The sequence below is a fragment of the Paraburkholderia strydomiana genome, assembly GCF_031456815.1.
In the GTDB taxonomy this organism is placed as follows: domain Bacteria; phylum Pseudomonadota; class Gammaproteobacteria; order Burkholderiales; family Burkholderiaceae; genus Paraburkholderia; species Paraburkholderia caledonica.
In genome coordinates, this window is sequence record NZ_JAVDVL010000006.1 from 18,850 (window position 1) to 32,335 (window position 13,486).

At 57.3% G+C, this 13,486-nt stretch carries 10 protein-coding genes and 1 pseudogene; 6 read left to right on the forward strand and 5 right to left on the reverse strand.

The features are described from left to right. Positions 1 to 112: 112 nt before the first annotated feature. The 3 genes and pseudogenes from J2W46_RS17400 to J2W46_RS17410 all read left to right on the forward strand — a co-directional run. Positions 113 to 726, forward strand: a pseudogene (locus J2W46_RS17400) (hypothetical protein); the annotation flags it as partial. Next, the gene (locus J2W46_RS17405; RefSeq protein WP_310355285.1) at positions 723 to 1,070 is read left to right on the forward strand and encodes a hypothetical protein; all 348 of its coding nucleotides are present in this window, start codon (positions 723 to 725) and stop codon (positions 1,068 to 1,070) included. The pseudogene J2W46_RS17400 and the gene J2W46_RS17405, both read left to right, overlap by 4 nt. Continuing rightward, a complete protein-coding gene (locus J2W46_RS17410; RefSeq protein ID WP_310355286.1) occupies positions 1,070 to 1,294 on the forward strand; it encodes a hypothetical protein in 225 nt (74 codons plus the stop codon). The genes J2W46_RS17405 and J2W46_RS17410 overlap by 1 nt, the downstream gene beginning before the upstream one ends. On the opposite strand, the gene J2W46_RS17415 is transcribed toward J2W46_RS17410, so the two are convergent. The 4 genes from J2W46_RS17415 to J2W46_RS17430 all read right to left on the reverse strand — a co-directional run bounded on the left by J2W46_RS17415 (position 1,295) and on the right by J2W46_RS17430 (position 9,513). Next, on the reverse strand, positions 1,295 to 2,236 hold the full coding sequence (locus tag J2W46_RS17415; RefSeq protein ID WP_310355287.1) for a hypothetical protein: 942 nt from the start codon (positions 2,234 to 2,236) through the stop codon (positions 1,295 to 1,297). It lies immediately after the preceding gene. Next, the gene (locus J2W46_RS17420) at positions 2,233 to 3,321 is read right to left on the reverse strand and encodes a DUF3696 domain-containing protein (RefSeq protein ID WP_310355288.1); all 1,089 of its coding nucleotides are present in this window, start codon (positions 3,319 to 3,321) and stop codon (positions 2,233 to 2,235) included. The genes J2W46_RS17415 and J2W46_RS17420 overlap by 4 nt, the downstream gene beginning before the upstream one ends. After that, positions 3,318 to 4,502 carry a DUF262 domain-containing protein gene (locus tag J2W46_RS17425; protein WP_310355289.1) on the reverse strand — a complete coding sequence of 395 codons (1,185 nt, stop codon included), beginning with the start codon at positions 4,500 to 4,502 and terminating at the stop codon, positions 3,318 to 3,320. The genes J2W46_RS17420 and J2W46_RS17425 overlap by 4 nt, the downstream gene beginning before the upstream one ends. A 157-nt stretch (positions 4,503 to 4,659) precedes the next feature. Continuing rightward, positions 4,660 to 9,513, reverse strand: a complete 4,854-nt coding sequence (locus J2W46_RS17430) for a DEAD/DEAH box helicase (protein ID WP_310355290.1) — start codon at positions 9,511 to 9,513, stop codon at positions 4,660 to 4,662. 984 nt (positions 9,514 to 10,497) lie between these two features. On the opposite strand from J2W46_RS17430, the gene J2W46_RS17435 reads away from it, so the two are divergent. The 3 genes from J2W46_RS17435 to J2W46_RS17445 all read left to right on the forward strand — a co-directional run bounded on the left by J2W46_RS17435 (position 10,498) and on the right by J2W46_RS17445 (position 12,754). Next, entirely contained in the window at positions 10,498 to 11,094 is a 597-nt protein-coding gene (locus tag J2W46_RS17435) for a hypothetical protein (protein ID WP_310355291.1), read from the forward strand. Beyond that, positions 11,091 to 12,224 (forward strand): helix-turn-helix domain-containing protein, encoded by a 1,134-nt coding sequence (locus tag J2W46_RS17440; protein ID WP_310355292.1) that lies wholly within the window; start codon positions 11,091 to 11,093, stop codon positions 12,222 to 12,224. Before J2W46_RS17435 ends, J2W46_RS17440 begins: the two co-directional genes overlap by 4 nt. 143 nt (positions 12,225 to 12,367) lie before the next feature. Then, the gene (locus tag J2W46_RS17445) at positions 12,368 to 12,754 is read left to right on the forward strand and encodes a hypothetical protein (RefSeq protein WP_310355293.1); all 387 of its coding nucleotides are present in this window, start codon (positions 12,368 to 12,370) and stop codon (positions 12,752 to 12,754) included. 142 nt (positions 12,755 to 12,896) lie between these two features. On the opposite strand, the gene J2W46_RS17450 is transcribed toward J2W46_RS17445, so the two are convergent. Further along, complete coding sequence (locus J2W46_RS17450) at positions 12,897 to 13,355, reverse strand: hypothetical protein (RefSeq protein WP_310355294.1); 459 nt, start codon at positions 13,353 to 13,355, stop codon at positions 12,897 to 12,899. Positions 13,356 to 13,486 lie beyond the last annotated feature (131 nt).

A 13,486-nucleotide genomic window follows, 5' to 3' on the forward strand; every position in this document is an offset into this window, starting at 1 on the left:
CGTCGGACTGCGTCGCCCGGGGCTCCTATACGAACGTGCTCCGCAGTTCCGCGAGCCTCTTCTGCGTCCCCTCAGCCGATTAGTTGTTAGCGCCGATGAAAAATGACCCACCGATGGTTCCTGGACGAGCTGGCTGACGCCCGCGCAGTTGCATCCCTCGTACAACCTGTCCGCGGTCGGTTCGAAGCTGGTCGGTACCGGTCCGACCACCAATGATCAGGTCACGGTTTCGTACCGCATAACGGATGTAAGCGGTCAGCCCCTGTCGCGCGCACTGCAGATCGACTATCGCATTACCGTGCGCGGGACGATGAGAGCAGCAAGTCGGGATGCAACTACAGCAAAGTACCGCTTTCGCTCCCGGTCACGGGCAACTGGTCCGCCTACCCGCGCAATGCCAACGTCATCACGATCTCCCTGCCCAAATGCATCGGCGTGCCGACCATGCCGATTGATGACGATCTCAAGGGCGCGATCAACATGGGCGGCTCGCTGGCGGTCGGTCTGATGAATGGCAAGCTCATGGGCGGCTTCGTGCTGCCGTCCAGTCAGCCATTGACGGTCGCGCAGTTCCCGGCTGCCGTGACCGACTCCATCGCGGCGTCGATGCGGGCCGCGGCTTCCAGCCTTGGCATCCCCCAAGAACCCGTAAGGCAATCCATCTTAATGTTCGCTTCCGGACTTCTCTCCCCGGAAGCGAATTCTTTTTTGCACCCCATCTCATGAACCAGAATTTCTGCCTCCGCGCCACTTCCATTGCGCTCGTCACCGCCGTGACGCTCTCCGCATGCTCGAGCGGTCCCTCCGAAAGCGAAGCAAAGGCCGCCGTCCAGACATCCTTTGGGGATTGCGAGTACCTGTCGATCGGTAGCTTCGAGAAAGTCAACGGCACGCCGCAGGGCCACAACCATTATCTCGTCGACGTGAAGTACACGATCAGGACGAAGCCAACGCCCGACATCAAGGCATACGCCAGCGAAAAATATGCGGCGGAGGTCGACAACCTGAAGCAGCTAGTCGCACACGCACACGACGTCGAGAGCGCATGGAAAGCCGCCGAGCAAGCCTGATGCAGGCCAACCCCGGCCAGGACGAGAGCGCGTACGAAGTCGCCCATCAGGACGGCTGGGCCAAATATCAGAAAGTGATGCCTTCGCTTCTCGGCGGCGATCAACTCGTTAACAATGCGCCACGAACCGCCAAGGCTGCCATGGAGCGCGCCCCAGCGCCCGCTCTGCAGCTGAAGCAGCCTCAAAGATGGGGTTCAACTGCGAGCTTGCAGCTCTACGAGTAATCACTTAAGGTGTCGACAAAAGATCCCGATCAGCAACCTTTCGCCCGTATGCAGGCCATCCGCAGACAGGTGAATACGGTCACAATGGCGTTCTAGCTTCGTATGCCAGAGAAATTCGACGTCTCTTCCATTGATTTCCTTCGTGCGCTCGTTGAGAGCCTCTTTGTCGCTCTTCGTGTTCCCATTTTCGTTTGAAATGTCCACACCCAGTGCTCCAAATTCCGCCGCAATCTGTTCTCTCGGTCCGGAGAATATCCTGGTGCCGTGATCAGACAGAGCCGACAGGTGGTGAACAAGCGGCTTCGCAAGTTCTCTATACGGTTTGCTCATGTCCTTGATACCGCCAAAGCATTCGGCTCGGAATTCCAGGTCTGGAAATGCCGAGTGGCTCAATGCTTCCATTTCGGCGGGACTATCGCTGAAACGCTCGATCAATGCCCTGAAGTAGTTGTTATAGCTTTGACGGGAACTGACGAACCACATATCGCATGTACGGTTTTCGACGGTAACCGGGTAGCACCCAGCCGCCCGGACGGGTTCGAAAACGAGACACGCTGGACCGTTATGCGGCTGATCTGCCGACTGTGCGTGAGCCCAAGCGATAGACGGCGCGAATTCGACGGCCCCTGCCGCGACACAAACATCAAAGCTGTCTGGCAACGACAACTCCTGCCACTTTGGGAGGCGTCCAAAGATACTCGCAATTCGCTCGCGCACGTCGGCAGGAATGAGTAACGGACTGTCCGCGCCACAAAGATCAAAAAAACGTCTGTCGCCCAGTACGTAGACGTCAAAGAGATCCTCGGAGTAACACGAATCGTGGCCCTCAGCGTAAGCATCGTCGATCCTATCCAATAGGACCTCCAGCGCCTCCAGGCAGTCAGGTGCTGATATGCCGTCAAATCGCCAACTGGTCTCCTCGACTACGAGTGTTATTGTCACCGGGGCCTCCGGACGCGCGTCAGAGCAGCGACATCGATCTGATATTGGTCGAAGAACCCACGTGGCCACGCGTCCATACCGCCCGTTTCTGTGAAAGAGAGAAGTCGTGGGGGCGTATCGGCGGCGTCAAAAAAATGCACCACGGCGTCCGGTGCGGCCAGTATTCGATGCTCGCCAATTGCGCGCCGAATCCCGTTGATCAGGTGATCCGAATGCGTTTCGACGACCACCTGAACACCAGCTGCCGCCATCGTTGCGAGGAAGTGGCCCATTTGCGACTGCCCCATTGGGTGCAAATGGGCTTCTGGATTTTCAACGACAACCATGCCACCGAGGCCAGCTGTAAGCGCCGCCACGATGACAGGTAACGCATAGGTCACGCCAAACCCCATATTCGGCGGACGCACCCATTCACTTCCGGGCACACGGAAACGAAGTGCGCTGACGGTTCCGATTGGTAGCGACTCGACATCAATCTGCACTGGTCTCGCGATCCGCGATAGCCAGCGTTCTACCTCAAACTTAAGCAAGGGAGCGGCATCCTCTGGCGCTCCCGGGCACAGCCGCTCTTCTGATACGATTTCGTTGCCGAGCACCTGCAAAACCTGAGCGCAATATTCCCCGTGACTGCCGACTTCAAGGAGTTTCGCCGGAAGTGCAGATGCACCGAGCACGCTTCTCGGCCCGAATCGCTCCGCCGACAGGTACTGGAACATCCGCCCGCCTGCACGGAAGCCTGCGGGAATGGTCTGCGGCGCTTCGATCAGTTCGGCAAACAGAGCCGTCTGACTGCCCTGGAATTTCCAGCGGGACAACACCTCTCCCGTTTCAGTCATCTCAAAGAACATTTCATCAGATGCGTCCCAGTTCTGTATGTCTTCGTAGATGCCGAGATCTAATCCATAGGGACCATTCAGTGGCACCACGCCATCTGAGCGGCTGGAAGCGAGATGCAACAGGACGAGCGCATGAATGACCGACGTCTTGCCAGTTCCGTTCATTCCCGCCAACACCGTGAGCGGCGCGAACTTGAACGGCTGTTGGGCAAAGCGCTTGAACCCGCTTATCTGTAGTTGTTCGATCACGAGATGATCTCCCTCAACATTTCGCGAGGCCGGGTCAGGCGAATGGCAACCTTCAGATAGTCGCCCGTACCATAGCGGACTGCAGTGTCGTACACGGGGTCGGCAAACAGCGCCCGAAAACCCTCTTGAATTCTTTCTTTGTGCGACAACAGCTGGCCAAGCTGGTAATCGGCGAGCGCGACTGCCTGCGATTCAAACACCGCGCGGTTAAGTGGGCCGCGTCGTGTTGCTCCCGGCAGCCAGCGCCGGAAAGCCCCCTTTCCCAGTATCGCAGAAGCGTTTTCCATCGCACGCTGAAACGCTGCATCGAGGGCGACCAGATCGACGGGCGTATGCGAGCGTACGCTGGGTTCATCTATCCGGCGTGTAAAGTCGAGCAAGAACGAGTCGAGGCTGCTCGCCTTACTGTAGTCTTCAATTGGCACCGTATAAAACGCGCAGAATCGCAATGCCATCTCTCTGTCTGACATCCGTCGGTTATCTCGCGCAAAATGGCCCGCAGCGTCCTTACTCCAGAAAGACATGTCGGTTGCCTTATCGAAACTGGAACTCTCGACGAGGCTTCGCAGGAAGTCCCGCGAAAGGGCTTTGCTCATGCAATGACGAATCTCTTGCGCCGTAAGTGGACTTCCGCCGGTGTTCACGCGATTGAATATGTCGTACTTCACTTCGTCCGGGGTCTGCGGCTCGATCACGTGCGCGACAATCTGTGTCCCAGCGAAGCGCCGCCGGGTGGCCGGGTCAAGAGTCGAAAAACGCATCCCCTCCAATACGCGAAGGTATTCGAGATGCGCTGAATCGAGGACAAGCCCATCTGACATGAAATGCTTGATAGTTGTCAGCCGTTGCACGCCATCGATCACCTGATGCGCGCCGGTCTTGTCCTGATTGAAATAGAACGCGGGCAGCGGTATTCCCAGTACGATGGACTCAACAAGTCGAATCTGTTGCCGATCTTTCCACACGAAACTCCGTTGAAAATCCGGTGCCAGGTCCAGATCGCCATCTTCTATCTGGATAAAAATCTCCCGGATGGTGAACGTCTTCGTAGTGATCCGGATGTCCTTCGGGTCCCACGGCTTTGTAACCAAGTCGGTGCCAGATACATCTTCTTCTTCTAGCGCCCCATCGAAGTCAAGCGATGGCTCCGCGTCGCTGAGCCTGTCTTGGGAAGACGACATTCTCCACCTCATTGTTGTGCAGCAGCTAGACTCGCCGCCTGAAATCTGCAAATAACGCGGACTAAACGAATGTGACTGCGTGACACATCCGTGCGTGCCCTGAGTTTTCATCAATGTCTGATCGCGGAACGTTGACCGATCCGCGGTCGAGCATGGTCTACGCTACGCTCCCAAAGATGTCCGCTTCTTCCTGCTTTGCGAATAGGACATGCTCCTCTAGCGGCGGCAAACCCTTTATTATCCGTACGGTTTCGACACTGACGCGCACGATCCGTTTAAGCAAGTCGACAATGTAACGAGGGTTGTCGGACCACGTGTTGGGATCATTGTCGATGCCGCTCACTTTGTCTTTGGTGACGGCGTACCGCTCCATGACCCACTCAATTGCAGATTTCGCATTAACGACATACTCATAGGCCTCGAGCGGAATTTCGCGAAGAACGAGGTTGCCGTTGTAGACGATCACCCGTCTGTCCTGCTTCCCGTCCTTCTTGCCGAAGGTCATTTTGGTCACGCGGTAATCTGCAGCTTCCATCACGAGGCGCTTTGACTCTTCCGTGAGCGGAAACGGCTCGACGGCCTCGTATTGCAGGTGCCAATGCGCCAGATTCCGTCCCGCCTGGCTGAATGCTCGAAAATCCCTTGCAAACGGAATTCGAGGCAACATCTTCTTCAGGTCTGCCGCAAACCGTTGCTTGTATTCGGGCGAGTGCAGCACACCGTAGACATAGTAGAAGAGATCCTCCTTGGTGAGTGCAGCGTCTCCGTAGTGCTGCTGGAACTGACTGAGCGCCCAGTCGCTGATCGCATCACGACGGACATAGCCGTGATCATCGGGTTGTACATGGGATGCATCGAAGAGGCCGGGGGTAGTCGCTTCACCCGCCGGATCAATCTTCTCGTACCAATACAGCGGGAAGCATTGTCCCGTGTCGGTCAAATGCATATTCGGTACATGATCAGCTATCAACGCCGAATACCCCTTCCGGTCCGCAACGCCAGTGCTGGAGATCACGACATTCTCATGTTCCGGCGTAGGAAAGATCTTCGGAATCTGATAGACCATCTCATTGAAACGTCGATTAAAGTACATCCACTGTTTCGCGAATGGCCGGTACTGGCCCTGCACCATCGAGTCCGGCTCATACTCGAATCGCTTACCGCGTTTTGCATCTGCCTTCAATGATCGCGTCCAGCTAATCCGCTTCGGATCAGCGTCGATCACGCTTTCGATTTCCGGCCACTGGTCCTTCGGCTTGCCCTTACACGCCATAGCAAACCGGTCCGCGTTGTCGTTGAATGCATTAATCATCCGAGCCATATTTGACTCGACAGCGGAATACGCGAAATTGTAGGTCCACGGATCACGGTTGGTTACGACGCCGAGCGAATAGAACGAGAACATCGCCTCGTCGGTGCCCTGATCCTTAGCCCCGAGTGGAACGAAATGATCGAACGCTGGGTCGCGCTGATTGATCCAGTCGCCTTCCTTGTTCGGCGCGAGGCGCTCCCAATCAACGTTATCGATGCTGCCCGCGTGCTCAATAAGAGACAGCTTTTCCTCACGACTGAGATAATCACCGATGTCTCGATAATGCAGCTCACAGTCGCCGACGTGTGTGGGGTCCTTCACCATGATGGTGATCGCCACAGGAGTTCGGGAACCCGATCCAAAAATCTTGCCTCCTTCCTGTCGCGATGCCTCGCCGGATGTCCGTTGGTCCCCACGCAAGTTGAACACGTAGAGGTGGCTAAATTCCTCAGTCAAGCACTTGCGGAGACCATCCATGTTATTGGCATTGAGGAATGAGCCATTGGTGACGAAGGCAACGATTCCCTTGTCGCTGATACGGTCTGACGCCCAACGCATGGCCCGAATGTAAGAATCGTACAGATTCTTGACCAGCTTGGCGCTAGACTGCTCGGCATAGGTACTCCGGATGCGGCCGTCGAGCGTCTCATAATTCAGGTTCTTGTTGTTATCGTTCTCGCTCTCCTGCTGTGCAGAATACGGAGGATTCCCGATGATGACCTGAACGTCCTGCAGTTTCTGGCGATTCACGCGACTGCTGTTCTCGGGAAGCACAACAGTATCGACCAGATCCCGCGTTTCCGTCATCTGGAACGTATCAGTGAGAACGATTCCGTCGAACGGGCGATAGGTGTCGGTCAGCGCATGCTGGGCGCTTTCGATGTTGATCGCCGCGATGTAGTACGCCAACAGTACAAGTTCATTTGCATGCAGTTCATGTTGGAACTTATGCTGCAAATCGTCCGGCCGGATAAGACCAGATTGCAGCAGGCGCACAATGAATGTGCCGGTTCCAGTGAACGGATCGAGAATCTGGACCCCTCTGTCGGAGAGGCAGGCATCGAAATGCTTGCGTAATGCCGCGTCTGCGCTGTGGAGAATGAAGTCCACCACCTCGATTGGCGTATAGACGATCCCCAGCCGTTCGGCCAGACGCGGGAAGGCATTATTGAAGAACGTATCGTAGAGGTTGCGGATAATGTCCTGCCGCGATTTGTCACTCTTGGCGAGGGACACGCGATCCCGTACATTGGCGTAGAACTTTTCAAGCTGTTCTGCTTCGCTGGTTACCGCATGATCGTCCATGAGATCGATTACCGCCTGCATGGACTTCGATACGGCGTTCTCGTCGGTGAACGAATAGCCTTCAAAAAGCGCCTCGAAAACCGGTCGAGTGAGTATGTGCTGGGCCAGCATCTCAATGGCTTCCGCTTCGTCCACCGCCGGGTTCAGATTGTCCCGGAGTCCCTTCAGGAAGCTGTCAAAGGTGGTCCTCGCCTCAGGACGGTACAACAGCTCCCGAATGCGGGTGATCAAACGCTCTGCGATCTGCGCGACACTTTTGGCCCATTCGCTCCAGTATTCCCGGTCGCCCAGCTTCTTCGGAATCGCTGCATAAACGGCGTCGGAGATGGCGTCGATCGGCAAGGCCGGGAAGTCAAGCGGCAAGGTATCGCCTTCGCCGCGTCCCTCACCTTCACCACGCCCTTCGCCACCGTCCACAACTTTGATCTTGCGCCGGAACTCCGCCTCGTCGACCAGCGACTCGTCGTGTGCCCGTAATGCCTTGATAACCTTCCAGATGCCCCGGAACTGGGGGTCGCCGTCAATATAGCTGTTGTAGTCTTTAACCTTGGAGGACGGGATGCCAACCGGAAGGATGATGTAGCCGTACTTCTTGTGGTCGGCTTTTCGCATGACACGCCCGACCGACTGCACAATGTCGACAATGGACTCCCGCGTGTCGAAGAAAATTACCGCGTCAAGCGACGGAACGTCGATCCCTTCAGACAGGCATCGTGCGTTCGACAGAACTCGACAGCCGTGGTCCTCGACTGGCGCCTTGAGCCAGTTGAGCGCTCTCAGACGCTGCAAGGCATTCATCCCGCCGTCGACGTGATCGAGATCGCAACGGACCATCGCCGGCGTAAGGTCTCCGTCGTGGGACTGCGCGTACAGTTCGACCAGTTCGCGAAAGACTTCCGTGGTGGCTTTCGAGTCCTTGATAGAGCGTGAAAAGGCAACTGCCCGACGCATGGCCGCAGTATCTTCGGTAACCTGCTCCTGCTCGCCATCGTCGTCGACAAGCACCAGCCCTTGCTTGGAGAGCCCTTTCCAGCTCCCGACTATCTTGGTCGCGAACCGGGTATCGATGGCCTTCTTCGCATCGATCTTAAATGCATTGTACTGGTTCGCCAGGTCGGCCATCCGGTCTTCTTCCACCGCAACGATTAGCACCTTGTATTCGGTGAGCAAGCCTTTGTCGACGGCCTTGCCGAAACCCAGCCGGTAGAACTCCGGTCCAAACACGTCGGTGTCGTCCATGGAGTAGAGAGTGGCGCTGGTCTCCGATGCCTTGGTCTTCGACGCCTCTGCATAAATCCGCGGAGTCGCGGTCATGTAGAGCCGCTTTTTGCCGCGAACGATTCCCTGGTCATGTACCTTCACAAACTCCGAATCGTCCTCGTTGTCGAGGGTGATGCCGGTCGTGCGATGGGCTTCATCGCAAATAATCAGGTCAAACTCTTCCAGGCCGAGGCGCTGCGCGTTCGAAACAACCTGGACCGACTGGTAGGTTGAGAAAATCACTGTGCGTCGATCAGCCGTTACGGCTGTGGCCGCAGTAGCAAGCTTTCTGGCATCGGTGGTCGCCGGATAGGCCAGATCGTGCGCACGGATATCCTCGTTTTCCTTACCAACCTTGCTGTCTGAGCAAACGACGAAGGCATGGATGGGCTCAACGGCCTCGGCGGTCCATTCCCGCAAGGTCTGTGAGACGAGCGAAATTGACGGGGCTAGAAATAGGATACGAGCGTTCGGCGGAGTCTCACTCTCTACTATCTTGAGTGACGTGAAGGTTTTGCCAGTACCGCAAGCCATGATGAGCTTGCCCCGGTCACGCGAGGCGAGCCCGTCACGGACAGCTTTAAGTGCCTCTGTCTGGTGGGGCAGCAAGTCCTTCTTTCTGCGCAGCCGGATGTCGCGAACATTGGCGAGGCTGAATTGCGACCAGTCGACCGGGCTATCGGCGAGATTCTGCACGCTGATTCGGAAAGTCGGAATCGTCTGGTCTTCCAACGCCTCTTCGGCGTGCTTGCTCCATTTGTCAGTCGTTGAGAATATCAGCCTCTCCTTGAAGCTGATCTCGCCGTCCGTTCCCGCATACTTCTGCCCAGATGCCGTGAAGAACGAATCGATGTCGCTCTTCTCGAGGCGGTGCGACGGATCGTAGAATTTGCACTGGATAGCCCAGTGATCGCCGGTCCCGCGCTCGCGCGCAACGAGATCAATCCCCACGTCGGTGCGATTTCCTCGATTAGGCCATTCGCTCCACAGCCAGACATCGCTCAGGCGATCGGCATATTGGGGATCGGTCAGAAGATACGAAGCGATCAACCGCTCGAATCGCCCGCCAAGATCCGGGTTGGAGGACGCGGCTTCGCGGAATTCTTGGAGGATGCTCTGGATTGTCGTGGTCATCGAATGAGATTTGCGTTCGTACGGGTGACATTATGCCAACCCGCTACCTGCAACGATACCGAGTCCGACGCAGTTGAAATCGCCAGATGTCGACCTATTTATCCACCAGAGTTCGAGACCCGTCCCGTTGAAAGACCAATGGCAATGCTCTGCCCCGATATGCCCGTCCCACACAGCAGCCCCGTTGCCTAACGCCCCGGACGCGAGCCATTTGCCCATCGTCTTCCGCGAAGTAGCGAACCACGTAGTTGACGAATGCGGCCTGCACCGGATCGGCGTAATTCACCGGATCGCTCGCCCACTGCCCGCGCCTTGATCTCAGCCCTGTCCGGCCTCCATGACAACCGAACATCAAACGCTGCCCAAAAGTGACGCGCCGCCAGTGATCACCAATCCGGTACTTCAGCTCGTATCGCCGTGACGCTGCTTTCACGATCGCTTCTGGATCGTTCGTAGCACGCCCGCTACCCGCTCCCGCGCTCTCTGACACGACGGCTCACGACCATCCGCCACGACTAGTTGTGCGATGCAAACCGACACGGCACGTGTAGGCCTGCCGACCGCGCCCCGGCATGACCGCGGGCAAGCCCAGCACAAGGAAGCCAAGGCCTCGAGCCCAATCGCGTTAGGAGGTCCAATAGCAGACTCAGTTGCGCTTCGATCACGCCGACAAAAGCCCCCAGTCGCGACGCCACGGGGTCGGCCGACGCAATTCGCGCAGGGTTTCCGACCGGTCGGCCTAGTCTTGCAACCGGTCTCTTTAGTTTCACCGGGCAAGGAAGCACACGCCAGGTCAGTTCTCGCCCCCTTCGATCGACTGTGGTCGGTCCTTTGACCGCAAGTGCGGCCGGAGCCCCTTTTTGGTATTCAGCACAAAAAGCCGTCGACGAGAACCCAAAAGATTTCAGTTGACGAATTGCGGATTTTGCACAAAAATCCGGTTGACGTTTTCCCCAATCTGCACATTCCTCTAACGGCGGCCCGATGAATCTGCCTCTCCCCGAAGTTTTCCACCCTTCCCTCAGCTCCGATCGTTTAGCGGTCGTCGCAGACATCCTGATTTCGGAACACTTCTCCACTGCGACGGCGCTGCAGAGTGAATTCGACGACGGGTATACGCGTGGCTGCACGCGCTTTGGCCGCCAACGTAACCGGCTCAAGTCCGTCGCACTGTCGGGCCAGTATGAATGGTTGCAACTACTCCATGCCGGCAATGACCTAGTCTTTACGATTGACGGTATCCCTTGCCGTTTTGCCGCCGACGATCCGGCGAACCCCACCAAGCCGGCAGTCCTCGACGCGACGCCGATGCAACAGGGCTTCTTCGACGAAGTGGAAAGCGGCGTACCATGCAAATTCTGCTTCATCCTGGACGGCGGATACGCCGAGGCGGACGACCCCCGCGTCGTATTTGTCGGAGAAGACGTAGCGAGAACCGTGAAGTGCAGGTGGGTGTCTGACGGCGCCAAGTCCATCCATCTCGTCGCCGCCAAGACGCCACCGGCTAAAGATGTCGGCAAAGCGCGCGTCGAGCCCAAACGTCCTGAATCTGGCGAGGCCGCGACGCCCGAAGCACGATGAGGTTTATCGGATCGAACCTGCGCACCGCCCGGCTCTTCCATGGCATGTCGCTACAGGAGCTCGGTGAGCAAATTGGGCGCTCCAAACAGTTTCTCAGCCGCATCGAGTCGGGTGTCGACATACCCACGTCGGCGCTCGTCACGAGCCTTTGCGATAAGCTAGCTGTCCTGCCGGACTTCTTTACCGAACCGGACCCGATGCCGATTGCAGACGAGCAATGCCACTTCCGAAAGCAACTGACGACAAAAGTTGCATTGCATCAGATCGCGCGGGCGAGGGGCGAGCTTTTGAAGCGCATGGTCAACGTCATGGACGAGCATCTAGCCTTGCCGAAATACGACTTCGACGAAGGCGATGCGTCGAGTGCTGAAGCGATTGAGCAGGCTGCGGAGCGAGCCCGCGAACATTGGGATCTCGGCCTTGGCCCGATACAGAACATGACGCGCATCGCTGAGAACGCCGGGGCCGTCGTCATGCCGGTCAACGGGTTGGCGGCGGAGATTGACGCCATCTCGTTCGCGACACGACGCCCGGTGATCGCGATCAATCCAGACGGTCGCTCGGCATGCCGGACCCGTTTTGGCATCGCGCACGAGATGGGGCACTTTTGCCTGCACATTGGCGTACAGACCGGCGATAAGCTTACGGAGTCGCAGGCGAACCGGTTCGCGAGCGCCTTTCTCATGCCGAGGCGTTACTTCGCCGCTGAATGCCGCTCGGCGTTACGTGGCTCGCGCCTTAACTGGACGGCGCTATCCGACATTAAACTGAGGTGGGGCGTCTCCAAGGCGGCCACGCTGTACAGAGGGCGACAGCTCGGGGTGTTCTCCGAAGAGCAGTACCGGACCGGTGTTATCAGCTTGAACCGGCGCGGAGAGGCACGAGGCGAAGACGAAGATGGACAGATCCCGCTCGAAGTCCCTGAGCTGATCGCGGACAGTATGCAGGTCCTGCGCGAAGCGTTCGGCATCTCGCGCGCGGTGTTGGCACACGAGATGAAAGTTCAGGTTGAGCTGCTTGACGAACTCCTCTCTGCACGATTCGCCGCCGGCTCCTTGCCGATACTGCCAGACAATGTCGTAACGCTCGGCAGAGCTTCCGGTGTGCGGTCTCGCCTCAGGTCCACATAGCCAGTTACTCGACGCAAATCATGCGCTTTTGTGAGCAACGAGATGGCCGGGGCGTTCCGCCCCGGCCGTGATCTATCTCGCCTCTTGAAACCTCCCCTTTCGCGCCCAAATGCGTCGCCCGGAAAAATGACTTGGACCGACGCATGAACTTAACTACAAACCTCCGCCGTGTAATTGATGCGCTGATTGAAGCCGATGCTCCGCGCCAAGTACCTGGCGCGGACGGAATCATCAGCAGCATTCACTTCTCATCCGATAGCGTCGCGATGCGAAACGTTCGCTTCGGCGAGCTCAGTCAAATTACTGATCTGCTGAGCGGCCTCGACGATCAGGATCTAGCGATAGTAATGGCGCTCACAACGTACGGCGCAGAAAACCCATGGTCCGCGGAGACATTTCAGGAATTGCTAGACGATGCCCGTCACCGCCTGGATGACGCAGGCGAACGCAATCACACAATCACTTCTCTCAGCGGAAAACCGCTGTCGAAGTATCTGTCTGCCGGACTGAAGCGCGCGGGACTCGACTGAACGCAATTGCTGCAGACGGCCGGCAGCATCGAACGACTCTGACCGGCGTCGCCCAGCGCGATCGCGGGTCGGTTAGTCGGCGGTTGCTGTACGCCGTCAGTACTCAAAGCATGAACGATACGCCTGGCGGCATCGCCACGCCCTAGTTGCTACTGGGGCTCGAGCGACCGTTACCACCCATCAGCCCCCTGTCTAAGCTGCCGTCTGCAAGCCTTCGGCCGAAGCTGCTGCCCATCCTTTGACCCGGCTCACTCACATCGGTAGACGGCTCCACAGCTGAGCCACCGTCTGCTCCTTTGCCGCCGATTCTCTCCCAACAGTGCACACAGGCTGAAGTCTCGCTCGCCCCTTCCATCTTTCGTGAATCCTTTTTGACGCCTTCACGCTCAAGCCCTATTCGTTGAAGCGCCGTTTTAAATCCGTCGAAACCCATCTGAAGCCCCGCCTTCTCGAGATCCTCCCAGACCTGACGCTGGCTGTGCGGGGCAACAAACAGGCACTGCAGGCGGTAAAAGGCTGCGCGTAGCTGATCCATCTCGGACTTCGGCTCCACACGCCCCTCGAACATTTCAAGACGCGCGGTGATATCGACTATGGGCATTGACAGATCCGGACACACAAAGGTTAGCAATAGCACCTGCCTTACGAACCCAATACAATGCTATTTGCATACACTTCGCATCTGCACGAATCCAAAATAAATCCAGATAGAATTCACAGTGCATCGACTCG